Raw genomic sequence first — 15661 nt, 5'->3', positions numbered from 1 at the left:
ACTACCATTTCTCAGAATTCTAGTAATTATCACAACCAACTAACTTATTAAATGTCAAAAACCGCTTAGACATCCGTCGTGTCTAAGCGGTTTTTACTTATTTTAATTTTGCTTTTTGTAAGAACTTCACTTTTTTACTAAGTGATTTTGAAGATTTTTGTTTGAGCATTTTATTTCTTATTTTAATTTTTAAAGTACTTGAAGATTGTGCTACTTTACCGATTTTTCTTGATTTTATAATGACTTTTTTAGTATGTTTCGTTCTTAATTTGTCATATCGTTTTAAGGCTGATTCTGTATCTCGATCGTTTATTAAATTAACTAATGTTACGGCGTCTTCTATTGCTTGGCCTGCACCTTGTCCCATGTTCGGTGTTGTTGCATGTGCTGCGTCACCTAATAGAACAACTCTATTTGAAACGAATGATTTCAATGGTACGAGGTCATACATATCATGATGTAATATGCCTGTTTCTTCTTGTGCATCTAATACGGTTCTTACTTCATCTGGGAATTGATTGAAGTATGCTTGAAGATGTGGTTTCTCAAATGACTTAAATTGCAAATCATTTTCTTTAGCATTCATTGTGCAGAACCAGTATAATTCGTTGTCTTTTAAAGGAACTATGCCAAATCTTCCTTTATGTCCCCAATATTCTAATGTAACGTCTTGTTCAATATTTAACTTCTCATTTACAACGCCTCTGAAACAAGTGTATCCAGCATACTTAGGTGCTGATTTCGGAAAAAGTTGTGTTCTTACTTTTGAATGTATACCATCTGCAGCAATTACTAAATCAAATTGTTCTTCTATACCATTTGTAAAATAAAGTCGTACATCGTCAGCTGTTTGTTTAAACGTTTTAACTTCATGATTTAAATAAATATTATCTGATGGTACATGTGTTTTTAAGATTTCATGTAACACTTTTCTATGAATCGTAATATTTTTATGTTCATCTTGATCCATCATTAATGAATTTAAAAATTCATCTAAATCAGATCTAATTTCTATTTTTCTTAATGGTTGGCCTTCTTGCTCAATTGCATATGCCATTTTATATTGTTTTAATGCTTTAAGGACATTACTTCCAATGCCTAAACCGGCGCCATCTTGTTCTAAATTGCCACGTTGTTCATAAACATAAACTTCATGTCCCGTTTGACTTAGTAATCCAGCAGTCGTTAATCCACCGATGCCTGCCCCAATTACAGCAATTTTCATTTTGTTCACTACTTTCCTTGAAATAAAAATTTGATTATAAACTTTATTTTAACACGAATCCTTATATATCTTTACCCCTAGTTCATATTGAACTAGGGGTAACCTTTATTTGTAATAGTCTTTATGGACTTTTGATTTCTTCAAATTATGGTCATCATAATAACCTTCCATAATTTTACCGATACTTGTTGCCCAATTCACATCTGTTGCATATAGATGTTGTCCAGGATTATAAGGGTTCCATCTCATTTTATATAATGTGTCTTGCCCATTGTTAAGATAGTCCTTTTTAATAAATTCTGCGCCTCCATTTATAGCTTTTTCTGGAGAAGTCCAACCTTTCTTACGCGCATAACTACTACCCGTTTCTACAGCATCTTGATCAAATGCCCCAATCCCATAGAAATTATAGAATGTTTTACCGTTGGACATTTTGACACCACTTGCCAATTCAGAATTACCATTTCCAGTTTCGATAAAAGCATGACTCATCAAGTAGATGATATTGACATCATATTTTTCTTGGGCTTCTATAAAAGCTTTTTCTTTACCTTTTAATATGCCTTTATCTTTTAAAATGTCTTTAACTTGTTTTTCTGATACATCTACTTTTTTAGATATATCTATGAATTGAAAGTCTGTCTGACTTTTGTCAATATCCATAAATTTATCTATATCTTTTTTATCAGCATACACGAATTTATTGTCCTTTTGTGTAACAGCTGGTGCATCACTTTGCGTTTGAATTTCGAGCGCTTCTTCATAAGTATGTGTTTGATGATTTTTAAAAAAAGGAGACTCAAAAATAAATAATAAAACAATAAATATAATAATAATTGTGAGCCCTAAAATTAAAGAAAACCTTTCTCTCAAAAAGTTAATAATATTCACACCTTTTCTATTTGTATAAGCAATGTTACTGTTTTAACTTATCTTATATTTTCTTAAATTTCAACGAAATGTTTTCAAAAAATAAGAGTGAGACAGAAATCTGTCTCACTCGTCTCTACTCATACCTTTTAAAAAGTTCAATAATAGCGTTACACTTTGATTAATTTCTGGATCTTTAAGTGCGCCTAATAAATCTGTAACAGAAGTCTTCTTATAAGGATTAGCCCTATTCGCAACTTTCATGCCGTTATTAATCCTTCTCACGAAAGTAGATGTTTCTTCTATATCCAATTCTCCTAATAGAAATAGAACTTGTCCAAGATTTCCTAAAATACCTTCATATTGTTCTTTATTCAGTTCATTGACGATATTTTTCGTAATGATTTTACGTTGCACAATGGCTGCGTGAAATGCATCTAACGCTTCCGCTTCTTCCAGTGCATCGAGTATATCAATTCCTTTTTCAATGGCAATTTTTCGATCTGATAATCGTGATTTAATGTCATTCATATTTTCTTCAATTATATATTCTCTACTTTTATGAATTTTCTTAATCACTTTAACTCTTTCACCCATTATGCATCGCCACCTTTACTAGGGAATGTATAACTTGATTTCGCCCACTTGTCTTGTACTCTCACACTAATCTGTGGCTGTCTATTACCAAACCGCGAATTATGTTTAGGTATAGGTGATTTGCCTTTTTTAGTGATAACTTCTAACTTCGCATAATTATCTTTATATGCTGGTGTATTTGTATCTTTATCAACATCACTATCTGTTACAAAGTTAGGTGCACCTTCATTCTGATCATTTAACGGAATATAAATATTATTACCTGTTACTCTGTCTGTAACTTGCACATTCACTTCTACTGTACCTACTTTAGAAGTTACATTAACTCTCGCACCATTTTCGATACCGTGTTCTTCAGCGAGTTCTTTAGAAATTTCACAGAAGTTTCTAGGCATTTTATATTTTAAACCAGGTACTTGATAAGTCATATTACCTTCATGGAAATGTTCTAATACACGTCCATTGTTAACGTGTAATGACATTTCTTTTGTCTTTTTAGATTCGACATTAAATGACAATGGATAAAGTCTAGCTTTGCCATCAGGGAAATTAAATCTTTCTGTATATAATAATTGTGTATCTGTGCCATCATCATTCATTGGCCATTGTAGACTATCAAATCCTTCTAAACGATCATACGTAATACCTTTAACTAAAGGCATGAGTGATTGTGCTTCATACCATATTTCACTAGGATGTTGATAATCCCAATCTGCGCCTAGTGACTGAGCAATTAATTGAATGATTTCCCAGTCTGGTTTTGAATCTCCAAGCGTGTGTAATGCTTTATTTATTCTTTGAACACGTCTTTCAGTATTTGTAAATGTACCATCTTTTTCTAATGAAGGAGATGCAGGTAACACAACATCCGCAAATTCGGCTGTTTTTGATAAAAATAAATCTTGAACGACTAAGAAATCAATTTTCTCAAATGCTGATCTGACATAATTAATATTAGCATCTACAACACCTGTATCTTCACCTTTAATATAAAGTGAGTGTAATGTCCCTTCATGTATACTATCTATCATTTGATGGTTGTCCAAACCTCTTTCTGAATCGAGCGAAACTTGCCAAGCTTGTTCAAATTTATGTCTCACTTCATCATCAGACACATCTTGATATCCTGGGAATGTGTTTGGCATACTGCCCATATCACTACATCCTTGAACATTGTTGTGACCTCTTAAAGGATAAGCACCTGTGCCAGGTCTCATATAATTACCTGTTACTAACAATAAGTTAGAAATGGCTGTACTTGTATCACTACCGATACGATGTTGCGTTACACCCATAGCCCAACAAATGGATAGAGATTCAGTTTCTGCAACTTGTTTAGCAATATGTTTAAGTTCTGTTTGACTAATGCCCGTTAGACTTTCTGCATGCTCTAACGTAAACGTTTTAAGACTGTCATAATAACTATCAAAATCATTAACCCATTTATTGATAAAAGCTTTATCGTGCCAATTTTGGTCGATAATATATTTTGTTACAGCTGATAGCCAAACTAAATCTGTACCAGGATTTGGTTGATAAAATTTATCTGCACGTTCAGCCATCTCATGTTTTCTAATATCAAATACATATAATTTTTGTCCTAATAATTTATGTGCACGTTTAATTCTACTCGCTATAACAGGATGTGCTTCAGCTGTGTTTGTACCGATAGTAATGACCATTTTAGCTTTTTCTAAATCTTCAATTGAACCGGAATCACCACCGTAACCTACAGTTCTAAACAATCCTTGAGTAGCTGGTGATTGACAATATCTAGAACAATTATCGACATTATGCGTTCCGATAACTTGTCTCGCTAATTTCTGCATTAAATAAGATTCTTCATTCGTACATTTAGAAGATGAAATAAACGCTAATGCATCTTTACCATATTGATTTTTAATTTGAGAAAATCGAGTACTGATCACTCTCAAAGCTTCATCCCATTCAACTTCTTGGAAATAGCCTTCTTTTCTAACCAAAGGCTTAGTTAATCTATCTTCAGAATTCACATAATCCCAAGCAAATTTCCCTTTTACACACGTAGAAATATGATTTGCTGGAGAATCTTCATGCGGTAACACTCTTAATATTTCTCTATCTTTTGTCCAAACATCAAAAGAACAACCTACACCACAGTATGTACATACTGTCTTAGTCTTCTTAATAACATCTTCTCTCATCGCCGCTTCTGAATCAGAAATCGCAAATAGAGGTCCATACCCAGTTTCAGCTTTTTTAGTGAGTTCAATCATCGAACGTAATAAACCTGGTTCTTGATCAGTCATATAGCCTGCATTACCTAGCATGTTATTTTCCATCAAAGCATTACATGGACATACCGTTACACATTGTCCACAATTCACACAACTTGATTCATCAATCGCACGATCATTGTCCCAAATAACTCTAGGTTGTTTTCTTTTCCAATCAATCGTCAATGTTTCGTTCACTTGTACATCTTGACATACCTCTACACATCTTCCACATAAAATACATTGATCCGGATCATATCTATAAAATGCCCCAAAATCTTTTTCATAACCTTTAGATTGGAATGGATTAGATTGATGTTCCAAACCAAATTCACCCATTGTATTATGAATTTCGCAATTGCCATTATTATAATCACAAACTGTACAATATAATTCATGGTGTTCAAGCACTCTGTCCAATGCTTGTTTCTGAGCTGATTTTACAGATTCAAGTTGCGTATTCACAACCATACCATTCTCAATCATCGTACTGCACGCACGTTGAAGTTGCCCATTAACTTCAACGACACATGAGTCACACGTTTCAATCGGTCCTAAAGATTCGTTGTAGCATATAGACGGCACAAAGGATAACTTTTCAGCTTTAATAAAGTCCAATAGCCTCATGCCCTCTTCTACAAGAAAATCTTTACCATCAATTGTTATAACCTGATGTTCTTGCATATTGACTACCCCCTCTTTGAAATTATGCCCAAAAAAGCCAAATATAATCATCTTTAAATGAAAAGGCTTACTTTTGATTATAATTTTGTAATTTTACAATTGCAAATAATTGTTACGTTTACTATATCGACAAATTTTCAGAAATTTCAAAAATATTATTGATACACTGTAAAATTTTTGCTAATCTATGAATATTCTTAGTTCGAAAGAAGGTTTTACAATGGTTACATTTATTTCTAGTATTATTATTTTAATTTTGGGGTATATCTTTTACGGAAAATATGTTGAACGTGTATTCGAGATACATCCAGATAAACAAACTCCAGCGTATAGTAAACAAGATAATATGGATTTTGTACCTATGCCTGCTTGGAAAGGATGGATGATTCAACTGCTCAACATAGCTGGATTGGGTCCGATATTTGGTGCAGTAGCTGGTGCTTTATATGGACCTGTAGCATTTATCTGGATTGTTGTAGGTTGTATCGTCGCTGGAGGTGTACATGACTACTTCTCAGGCATGCTAAGTTTGAGACATGGCGGTGCACAGTTCCCTATGCTTGTACAACATTATTTAGGTAAAATTATTAGAGTGTTCACAGACGTTGTGTCTGTCGTCTTGATGGTGCTCGTTGCAGCTGCTTTTGTTGCTGGTCCAGCTCAATTATTATCAAGCAAGACACCTATTTCATTCTTCGTAGCATTAGTTATCATTTTTACATACTTTATACTAGCAGCTATTCTTCCTATCAATAAAATAATTGGACGTATTTATCCAATATTCGGTGTTATCTTAATCGTTATGGCAGTTAGTGTAGCCGTTGCTTTAATATTCAGTGGTAAACCTATTCCTGAAATTACCATTCATAATATGCATCCTAAAGAACTACCTGTTTGGCCATTACTTATGGTGACAATATCTTGTGGTGCAATTTCAGGTTTCCATTGTACGCAAAGTCCAATCATTTCACGAACAGTTAAAAATGAATCAGAAGGTAGAAAAGTCTTTTATGGTGCAATGATTTCAGAAGGTATTATTGCATTAATTTGGGCAGCAGCTGGTATGACATTCTTCGGTGGTACAGAAGGATTAGCAACAAAATTACAATCTATTGGTCCAGCTGGTGTAGTTGACCAAATCTCAATGGAACTATTAGGACCATTTGGTAGTATCCTTGCACTACTTGGTGTTATCATCCTACCTATTACAACTGGTGATACTGCACTTAGAAGTTCAAGAATGATTATAGAAGATTTCATGAGAGATAAAATAAATATTAAACCAAAAGTATTAATGATTGCAGCAAGCTTTGCTGTAGGATTACCAGCTTTCTTACTATCAACAATTGATTATTCATTCTTATGGAGATACGTTGGATTCTCTAATCAAATCGTCGCAACCGTTATGTTGTGGGTAAGTGTAAGTTACTTATTAAGATATGGCAAGAAACATTTAGTAGCCGGGATACCAGCATTATTCATGACAGCTGCAATTAGCGTGTATGTGTTATATGCACCTGAAGGATTATCATTACCATATCAAACATCTGTAATAGGCGGATCAGTGGTATTTCTAATTGTCGCTTCATTATATGTACGTGCAATTATTAAACATGCAGATCCAAGTAGAATCCCGACACCTACAAGAGATTTATATACATCATAAAAATTGAGACTTCCGATTATACGTCGGAAGTCTTTTTGTTGAGTATGTTTGGTGTGAAGTGATGATTATGGGGTTTTTAGTTACAGTTTGGTCGGGTTTTGTAATTAACAGCCCCTTAGTTACACTTCGACCGACTTTTGTAATTAACTCACCCACTATATACATGCCGTTTTTGGAATCCCAAAACTACCAAATCTCCTATTATTGTTAAAGGATACAAATAATCATATATTTTTTATAATCACAATCTATCTATAATATTGAAACAGTTGTACTATTGTATTACATCATATTTTAAAAAGGAGAGATTATTCATGTCTATAGACATAAAATCATTAGAAGATACGTATCCTATTATTTCTAATATTAAACGTGGAGAAGAAATATTCTGGAAAAACCCTGACTATTTAGCGACTACTGACTTACCATTTTCAATGGATGATGTATTAGATGCTGAACAAAGATTGGCACGTTTTGCCCCGTATATTGAAGAAGTCTTTCCTGAAACGAAACAAAATAATGGAAAAATTGAATCTCAAATTTTTTCATTAGATCATTTCAAAAGAGCACGATTCAGCCATTTAAAGGGACATTTATTACTTAAAGGTGACCACGCTTTACCTATTTCTGGTTCTATTAAAGCACGTGGTGGCATTTATGAAGTGCTAAAGTTTGCTGAGGAAACGGCAATTAAAGAAACTAATTTTACGATTAATAGTGATTACCGCCTACTTGCTACTGAACAATATCAATCTATTTTCTCTAAATACAGAATTGCTGTTGGATCAACTGGCAATTTAGGATTAAGCATTGGTATTATGAGTGCCAAATTAGGTTTCAAAGTAACAGTTCATATGTCTCAAGATGCTAAGACATGGAAAAAAGACCTTCTCCGTTCTAAAGGAGTCGAAGTCGTAGAACATGTTCAAGATTATGGTTATGCTGTAAAAGAAGGTCGTAAAGTTGCAGCAGATGATCCATATTGCTACTTTGTTGATGATGAAGCATCTAAAGATTTATTTTTAGGATATGCAGTCAGCGCACTAAGACTTAAACATCAATTGAAAGACTTAAATATTCATGTAGATAAAGAGCATCCGTTATACGTCTATTTACCATGTGGCGTTGGTGGTGGTCCTGGTGGTGTCGCATTTGGATTAAAACTTATTTATGGTGATCATGTATATCCTATCTTTATTGAACCTTCTGAAGCACCTTGTATGACTTTAGGTATGATTACACAACTACATGATCAAATTTCCGTTCAAGATATAGGTTTATCTGGAAAAACAATTGCAGATGGTTTAGCAGTCAGTCGCCCTTCTAAATTAGTCGGAAACATAATGACTTCACTATTGTTTGGTTCATGTACTGTGAATGACCATCAACTTTATCTTTATTTAAAATCTTTAAAAGATCATGAAAATATCTTTATAGAACCTTCTGCTACTTCAGGTTTCCAAGGTTTGAAATATATTCATGATTTAAATTATGATTCTGAAAATGCCACGCACCTCGTTTGGTCAACAGGTGGTAATATGGTGCCAGAAAATGAACAAAAGATTTATTATCAAGAAGCTGTAGATATAGAAAAAAGGGGTTATGAAGATTGATTTTATTAATTATTCTAGGCATTTTAGCAGGGTTATGTGTACCATTACAAACATCTATTAATACGAAACTTGGTAGTTACACGAAATCACCCATACTCGCATCATTTTATTCATTCTTAATTGGAACCATTGTGTTAATCATTGTGAATACTATTATGAATCCACAAAAATTAACACCTTCATTTATAATGAATCAAGACTTTTCATACGTTTGGTTTACAGGTGGTCTATTAGGCGTCGTCTTTTTAACAGGTAATTTATTGTTACTTCCAAGAATTGGCGCAGCATTAACAGTCGTGATGACAGTTTCTGGTCAAATCATTATGGGACTGATCATCGACCAATTTGGATTATTTGATGCTGACATTCATACAATCAATATCGGAAGAATTTCTGGCGTAATTCTGATGTTACTGGGTATATTATTAATGAATTATAAAAAGAACTCATCACGTGTCATTACAACACAATCTAATCATACAAACTATTGGATGATACTCGGTATTATGACTGGTTGTCTTCCCCCTATTCAAACAGCTATTAATAGTGCACTCAGATATGAAGTAGATTCATTTTATTTTTCTGCACTTATTTCATTTGCTGTTGGGACAATCGCTTTATTCTTTCTTTCACTTATTCTTGTTCGTAGAATTCGTTTTAGCTTCCATCAACCTGAACAAGGTACGATTAAACCGATTTACTTTATTGGTGGTGCATTAGGTGTTGTATTTGTTACGACGAACATATTACTTATGCCTGAACTCGGTGCAGCACTTACATTAATGGTCGTTATATTTGGACAAATGTTAATGGGGCTCTTAATTGATCATTTCGGTTTATTTAATACACCAAAATTTAAAATTACAACGAGACGATTAATTGGCGCAATATTAGTCTTTGTTGGCATTGTCATTCTTAAATTATTCTAATTTAACACTAAGGAGGTCGTTGTGATGGATCTTTCACTTAAATCAGGCGATGGTATGTTGAACATTAGAGTTGGCGCAATCATCAAAGATAAGCATGGTTATTGTTTCCACTATGATAAAAAACATGATTATTATGCATTAATTGGTGGGAGAGTAAAATATTTCGAAAGCTCGGACTCAGCTATTAAACGTGAAATCAAAGAAGAACTCAATATTGAATGTGATGATATTTACTTTTTAACGACTGTTCAAAACTTCTTTGAATATGAAAGTACGTCTTATCACGAAATATTATTTATTTATCATGCTACAATTAATGAATCTTTAGATGATTTAACCATTCCATTCGATCAAAAAATTAAATATGTATCATTAAAAGTCTCAGAAATTCCTGAAATCAAACTGCTACCTCAAAAAGCAAAAGAAATCATTTTGAAAAGAGTAGACGTTCAGCCACTATTTATAGACAGAGATTTACCTAATTAATATTTATTTCTATTAAGAACGCGAAAAAACGCGTTCTTTTTTTATTATTTATAGTTCTTATAATCAATTAATCTGTCCAATTCTCATTTTAAATAAAAATTATTCTATTAACAATTTGTGTACAAAACGTAAAATTTACTCAAAAAGCCCTGTTTAATGTTTAGTTTTTACACTTTTAGGTTATTATATCTAAATATATAACAAAGTAGCTCTGTAATTCTTTCTGTATTTTTTATTCTTTTACTTGTCACTTTGCTCACTTTAAATTATAATTAGTATGAAATTAGAATTATTATAATTAAGAAATCTTGAGGAGGATTATGATATGAGTAATAAATCAAAACTTACAGGACTTTTTGGTGCGCCAGTATCAGATCGTGAAAATTCATTAACTGCTGGTAAACGCGGACCACTTGCTATGCAAGATATTTATTTCTTAGAACAAATGGCACATTTCGACAGAGAAGTGATTCCAGAGCGACGTATGCACGCTAAAGGTTCTGGTGCGTTCGGTACTTTTACTGTTACACATGATATAACACAATATACAAATGCTAAAATATTCTCTGAAATTGGTAAGCAAACTGAAATGTTTGCACGTTTCTCTACAGTTGCTGGTGAACGTGGTGCTGCAGAAGCTGAACGTGACATACGTGGTTTCGCACTTAAATTCTATACTGAAGAAGGTAACTGGGACTTAGTTGGTAACAACACACCTGTATTCTTCTTCCGTGATCCTAAATTATTTGCAAGTTTAAACCATGTTGTTAAACGTGACCCTAAAACAAACATGCATAACCCACAATCAAACTGGGACTTCTGGACATTATTACCTGAAGCATTACACCAAGTTACAATTTTAATGACAGATAGAGGTATTCCAAAAGGATTCCGTAACATGCACGGTTTCGGTTCACACACTTACTCAATGTACAACGATGCAGGTGAACGTGTATGGGTTAAATTCCACTTCAGAACACAACAAGGTATCGAAAATTACACAGCAGAAGAAGCTGAACAAGTAATTGCTAAAGACCGTGAATCAAGTCAAAGAGACTTATTCAACGCTATTGAAGAAGGCAATTTCCCTAAATGGAAAATGTACATTCAAGTTATGACTGAAGAACAAGCAAGAAATCATAAAGATAACCCATTTGACTTGACTAAAGTATGGTTTAAAGACGAATATCCATTAATTCCAGTTGGTGAATTCGAATTAAATCGTAACCCAGAGAACTATTTCCAAGATGTTGAACAAGCTGCATTTGCGCCAACAAACATCATCCCTGGTATAGACTTCTCTCCAGATAAAATGTTACAAGGTCGTTTATTCTCTTACGGAGATGCGCAACGTTATCGCTTAGGTGTTAACCACTGGCAAATCCCAGTAAACTCTCCAAAAGCTGCAACAAATGTTTGCCCATTCTCAAGAGATGGACAAATGAGAATAGATGGTAACCAAGGTGGCGGAATTAACTACTATCCAAATAGTTATGAAGCGCATCAATCACAACCTGAATACAAGAAACCAAGTTTAGAACTTGAAGGTGAATTATACGAACACGACTTCCGTGAAGATGACGATAATTACTATGAACAACCAGGTAAATTATTCCGTCTCCAATCACCAGAACAACAACAACGTATTTTCCAAAATACAGCTAACGAAATGCAAGGCACTACTGACGAAGTAAAACACCGTCACATCCGTAACTGTTACAAAGCAGATCCAGACTACGGTAAAGGTGTAGCAAATGCATTAGGCATTGATATCAACTCAGTTGATTTAGAAGGATAATATATAAATAGCGTATAGGACAACGAATGTCCTATACGCTATTTTTTAAGTAGTGTCTGAGACATCTCGGTGTCTCAGACTACATTATTATGAAGTTTAGAAATTGAGTATCTCTAACTTCCTTTATTCTGAATTCTGGTAATTAGAATGCTGTAACTTCCATTATTCTGAATTCTGGTAGATAGAAACTGCTCACTTATAGACATTTCTCGGAATTCTGTCCCTAACAGCACCTCTTACGGACATTTCTCGGAATTCTGTCCCTAACGACACCCTCTTACGGACACTTCTCAGAATTCTGTCCCTAACACCCACTCTTACGGACATTTCTCGGAATTCTGTCCCTAACGACACCTCTTACGATCACTTCTCGGAATTCTGTCCCTAACGACACCTCTTACGGACATTTCTCGGAATTCTGTCCCTTCATATCATCAACTTATTATAATTGACTTACTTTTTTAGCTTTAATCATGTGTAAGAAATAGAATGCGACTAATCCTATTAAGGCTACAATAGACATTGCTAGATATAATCCTGAATATCCGATTGAATGTGTGAAATTACCTAGTACATATGGTCCGAATCCTAATCCGAAGTCTAAGCCTATGAAATATGTTGATGTTGCTAATCCCATTGCTTCTATTGGAGATACTTTAACGACTAATGCTTGGAATATAGATTGTAAGTTACCGAATCCTAATCCTATAAATGCACCTGCGATTAATAAGATCACACCATTACTTGCAATACTAATTAAGAATAAACCGACAATTAAACATATAAATGCTGGTATTGTAACGATATTCTCACCGCGTTGGTCCATAATTCTTCCTGTAAATGGTCTTGTAATTAAGACTGCTACTGCATAAACAACAAAGAAGAAACTTGCTGCATCTACTAAATGATTTTCTTGTGCAAAGAATTGAATAAATGACAATACTGATGAATATGCAATACTAACAATTACAACTACGATTGCAATTGGTAAGGCATGTACTGAGAAGAAATCAGTAAGTTTAAATCCTTTTTTCTCTTCTGTTTTGACACTAGCCATTACAGGTGTTTCAACTTTCATGAATAGTGACATAACAAATGCTACAACAATAAGTATCGTACAAATTGTAAATAGTCCAGACATTGGAATGTGTTGATATAGTAATAAGCCTATAAATGGTCCGATTGCTGTACCGAGTACCATACTTAAACTATACATACTGATACCTTCACTACGACGTTGTGCTGGTGTGATAAATGCTGCAATTGTTCCTGTAGCTGTACTTGCTACCCCACTTGCAATACCATTTAGAATACGTACGATTAATAACAATGCGAATGATGATGCAGTCACGAGATATAAACCATTTGTGATAACTAGTAGAATCCCACCGATGACTAACACTTTTTTACTACCTACTATATTGATATATTTACCTGTTAAAAATCTACCTACTAATGATCCAACAATAAATAATCCTGATGCTAGACCAGCCATACTGTCTGAAACTCCAAATGTTTCCTTACTATAACCACCTACTGTTACTAATAGTAAGTACATTGATAAAAATATAAAAAAGCTAATAACAAAATTAAATATAAAATCTTTTGTCCAAATCGGTTTCTTAATTTGGTCATTCATTACTCTGTTTCCTCCTCTATTAAATAACTTCTCAAATTCTCTAAAATCTCTTGTGCCTTATTAAGTTCCGCTTCTTCGACACCAATTGCTTGCAGACATTTTTCTTGAAATACACCAATTCTATGATGAATTTCATCGAATTGATTTTGACCTTGCTCAGTTAAAGTAAGGAATTTTTCTCTTTTATCTTCTTTACTATTAACTGCTTGAATCAATTCCCGTTCGATCAATTTTTTTATAATTTTACGAGCTGTAGGCTTCTCAATAAAAGAACGCTTTGAAACTTGTACCAGTGTAGTTGGTTGATTAAATGCAATATCATGCAACACTTTGTACTGCGCAGCATATAAATCAAACGGTTCCAATATCTCATTAATATGATGAATATATGGTCGATACAAATTTGTATAGGAATATAAAAAGTTCTTCATTGTTTTCACCTTTTCTCATAAAAATATAGTTAGCCTTGCTAACTAATACTCAATTATTCTACGCCCATTGTCATGTTATGTCAACACCCATTTACGCTTCTAACAACAATTTTTCAAAAATTTCTATTATAATTAAATTAAACAAATATAAGGAGAAACTTGATATGTTAAATGATTTCTATGAAAAATTATCTAAGAAAGAAAATAAAATGATTGAAATCAGAAGATACTTACATGAGCATCCTGAGTTATCTTTTGAAGAAAGAGAGACAGCCCAGTATATTGCTGACTTTTATAAAGATAAAGATGTAACATTGCAAACGCATATCGGAGGAGAAGGCATTTACGGTATTAAAGTAACAATTGATTCTGGTAAACCAGGTAAGACATTAGCGTTACGCGCTGATTTCGATGCTTTACCAATAAAAGAAGATACTGGCCTACCTTTCAGTTCTAAAAATGAGGGTGTCATGCATGCATGTGGTCATGACGCGCATACTGCTTATATGATGGTCCTTGCTGAAACTTTAATTGAAGTGAAAGATCAACTTAAAGGTAAGATTGTCATCATTCACCAACCTGCTGAAGAAAAGCCACCTGGTGGCTCACAATACTTAATTAAAGATGGCATTCTTGATGGCGTTGATAATGTCATCGGCGTCCATGTCATGAGCGCACTTGAAAGTGATCACGTTTATTATAGAGAAGGCAATGTTCAATCTGGTCGAAATATATTTAAATTAAAAATCACAGGTCGTGGTGGTCATGGTTCGTCACCACATTTAACAAATGACCCAATTGTTGCAGCAAGTAGCTTTGTCATGTCTGTACAAACAATCGTTTCAAGAAGATTGAATCCATTTGATATGGGCGTTATTTCTATCGGTTCATTTGATGGTAAAGGACAGTTTAATATCATTAAAAATGAAGTCACCCTTGAAGGTGACGTTAGAGGTATGAACGAAGAAACACTACAACTCATTGAATCAGAAGTTAAACGACTTTCTAAAGGTCTAGAATCTATGTATGGTGTTCAATGTGAACTTGAATATACGAGAGATTATCCAGTTCTATATAATGATCCTGAATTAACGAAACAAGTTGCGAAAGCAATTGAAGCGGCTAATATTCCTGAAGTTAAAAGTGTTGAACGTTGCGAACCACAACCACCATCAGAAGATTTCGCTTACTATGCAAAAGAATTACCTTGTACATTCTTCTATGTAGGCGCAAGTCCAAAAGATAAAGAAACATTCCCTCATCATCATCCTAAATTTGATATTGATGAAGGTTCTCTACTTATTGCAGCTAAATCAGTAGCTGCTGTTACCTTTGATTATTTAGGTGTTCAATAATCCATTTACTTAACAGATGTTAAGTAATGTCACACCGAGTGTAAATTTACCTGACTCATATTTCTTTTTTCTTATTTTATATTTTATACTTTTAAAAAAATAAGGAGTTGAGG

Annotated in this window: 12 protein-coding genes; 6 read left to right on the top strand and 6 right to left on the bottom strand. The window is 33.7% G+C overall.

Annotated features, from left to right (window positions below; all coding sequences use genetic code 11):
- Positions 1–97: 97 nt before the first annotated feature.
- From MHH94_RS03055 to fdhF, 4 genes are all read right to left on the bottom strand, one after another.
- Entirely contained in the window at positions 98–1225 is a 1128-nt protein-coding gene (locus MHH94_RS03055; RefSeq protein ID WP_340839641.1) for an FAD-dependent monooxygenase, read from the bottom strand.
- 105 nt (positions 1226–1330) lie between these two features.
- The gene (locus MHH94_RS03050; RefSeq protein WP_048541187.1) at positions 1331–2098 is read right to left on the bottom strand and encodes an N-acetylglucosaminidase; all 768 of its coding nucleotides are present in this window, start codon (positions 2096–2098) and stop codon (positions 1331–1333) included.
- A gap of 123 nt (positions 2099–2221) precedes the next feature.
- Entirely contained in the window at positions 2222–2692 is a 471-nt protein-coding gene (locus MHH94_RS03045; RefSeq protein WP_048541188.1) for a DUF1641 domain-containing protein, read from the bottom strand.
- Complete coding sequence (gene fdhF / locus MHH94_RS03040; RefSeq protein WP_340839637.1) at positions 2692–5631, bottom strand: formate dehydrogenase subunit alpha; 2940 nt, start codon at positions 5629–5631, stop codon at positions 2692–2694. The genes MHH94_RS03045 and fdhF overlap by 1 nt, the downstream gene beginning before the upstream one ends.
- A 220-nt stretch (positions 5632–5851) precedes the next feature.
- On the opposite strand from fdhF, the gene MHH94_RS03035 reads away from it, so the two are divergent.
- The 5 genes from MHH94_RS03035 to MHH94_RS03015 all read left to right on the top strand — a co-directional run bounded on the left by MHH94_RS03035 (position 5852) and on the right by MHH94_RS03015 (position 12123).
- Entirely contained in the window at positions 5852–7297 is a 1446-nt protein-coding gene (locus MHH94_RS03035; protein WP_058591196.1) for a carbon starvation CstA family protein, read from the top strand.
- A gap of 314 nt (positions 7298–7611) precedes the next feature.
- On the top strand, positions 7612–8910 hold the full coding sequence (locus MHH94_RS03030) for a D-serine ammonia-lyase (RefSeq protein ID WP_340839635.1): 1299 nt from the start codon (positions 7612–7614) through the stop codon (positions 8908–8910).
- Complete coding sequence (locus MHH94_RS03025; RefSeq protein ID WP_107609488.1) at positions 8907–9839, top strand: DMT family transporter; 933 nt, start codon at positions 8907–8909, stop codon at positions 9837–9839. Before MHH94_RS03030 ends, MHH94_RS03025 begins: the two co-directional genes overlap by 4 nt.
- Before the next feature lie 24 nt (positions 9840–9863).
- Positions 9864–10325 (top strand): NUDIX domain-containing protein, encoded by a 462-nt coding sequence (locus tag MHH94_RS03020; protein WP_048541195.1) that lies wholly within the window; start codon positions 9864–9866, stop codon positions 10323–10325.
- A 325-nt stretch (positions 10326–10650) separates the two neighbouring features.
- Positions 10651–12123: a catalase gene (locus MHH94_RS03015; protein ID WP_075578166.1), complete on the top strand. Its 1473-nt coding sequence runs from the start codon at positions 10651–10653 to the stop codon at positions 12121–12123.
- Between the two features lie 442 nt (positions 12124–12565).
- On the opposite strand, the gene MHH94_RS03010 is transcribed toward MHH94_RS03015, so the two are convergent.
- Together MHH94_RS03010 and MHH94_RS03005 are read right to left on the bottom strand one after the other, a co-directional pair.
- Complete coding sequence (locus MHH94_RS03010) at positions 12566–13762, bottom strand: MFS transporter (RefSeq protein ID WP_058591200.1); 1197 nt, start codon at positions 13760–13762, stop codon at positions 12566–12568.
- Positions 13762–14193 (bottom strand): MarR family winged helix-turn-helix transcriptional regulator, encoded by a 432-nt coding sequence (locus tag MHH94_RS03005; protein WP_075578167.1) that lies wholly within the window; start codon positions 14191–14193, stop codon positions 13762–13764. Before MHH94_RS03005 ends, MHH94_RS03010 begins: the two co-directional genes overlap by 1 nt.
- 164 nt (positions 14194–14357) lie before the next feature.
- Between MHH94_RS03005 and MHH94_RS03000 the strand changes: the two genes are divergently transcribed.
- On the top strand, positions 14358–15548 hold the full coding sequence (locus tag MHH94_RS03000; RefSeq protein ID WP_084755760.1) for a M20 family metallopeptidase: 1191 nt from the start codon (positions 14358–14360) through the stop codon (positions 15546–15548).
- Positions 15549–15661 lie beyond the last annotated feature (113 nt).

The organism is Mammaliicoccus sp. FSL K6-3158 (genome assembly GCF_038005105.1).
In the GTDB taxonomy this organism is placed as follows: Bacteria; Bacillota; Bacilli; order Staphylococcales; family Staphylococcaceae; genus Mammaliicoccus; species Mammaliicoccus sciuri.
Note: the sequence above shows the minus strand (reverse complement) of the source record. Positions and strands in the feature narration are given on the sequence as shown.

Bases quoted from the DNA above. Each gene is read 5' to 3' on its own strand.
- MHH94_RS03055 (WP_340839641.1), bottom strand. From the start codon at position 1,225: ATGAAAATTGCTGTAATTGGGGCAGGCATCGGTGGATTAACGACTGCT.
- MHH94_RS03045 (WP_048541188.1), bottom strand. From the start codon at position 2,692: ATGGGTGAAAGAGTTAAAGTGATTAAGAAAATTCATAAAAGTAGAGAA.
- fdhF (WP_340839637.1), bottom strand. From the start codon at position 5,631: ATGCAAGAACATCAGGTTATAACAATTGATGGTAAAGATTTTCTTGTA.
- MHH94_RS03035 (WP_058591196.1), top strand. From the start codon at position 5,852: ATGGTTACATTTATTTCTAGTATTATTATTTTAATTTTGGGGTATATC.
- MHH94_RS03030 (WP_340839635.1), top strand. From the start codon at position 7,612: ATGTCTATAGACATAAAATCATTAGAAGATACGTATCCTATTATTTCT.
- MHH94_RS03020 (WP_048541195.1), top strand. From the start codon at position 9,864: ATGGATCTTTCACTTAAATCAGGCGATGGTATGTTGAACATTAGAGTT.
- MHH94_RS03015 (WP_075578166.1), top strand. From the start codon at position 10,651: ATGAGTAATAAATCAAAACTTACAGGACTTTTTGGTGCGCCAGTATCA.
- MHH94_RS03010 (WP_058591200.1), bottom strand. From the start codon at position 13,762: ATGAATGACCAAATTAAGAAACCGATTTGGACAAAAGATTTTATATTT.
- MHH94_RS03005 (WP_075578167.1), bottom strand. From the start codon at position 14,193: ATGAAGAACTTTTTATATTCCTATACAAATTTGTATCGACCATATATT.
- MHH94_RS03000 (WP_084755760.1), top strand. From the start codon at position 14,358: ATGTTAAATGATTTCTATGAAAAATTATCTAAGAAAGAAAATAAAATG.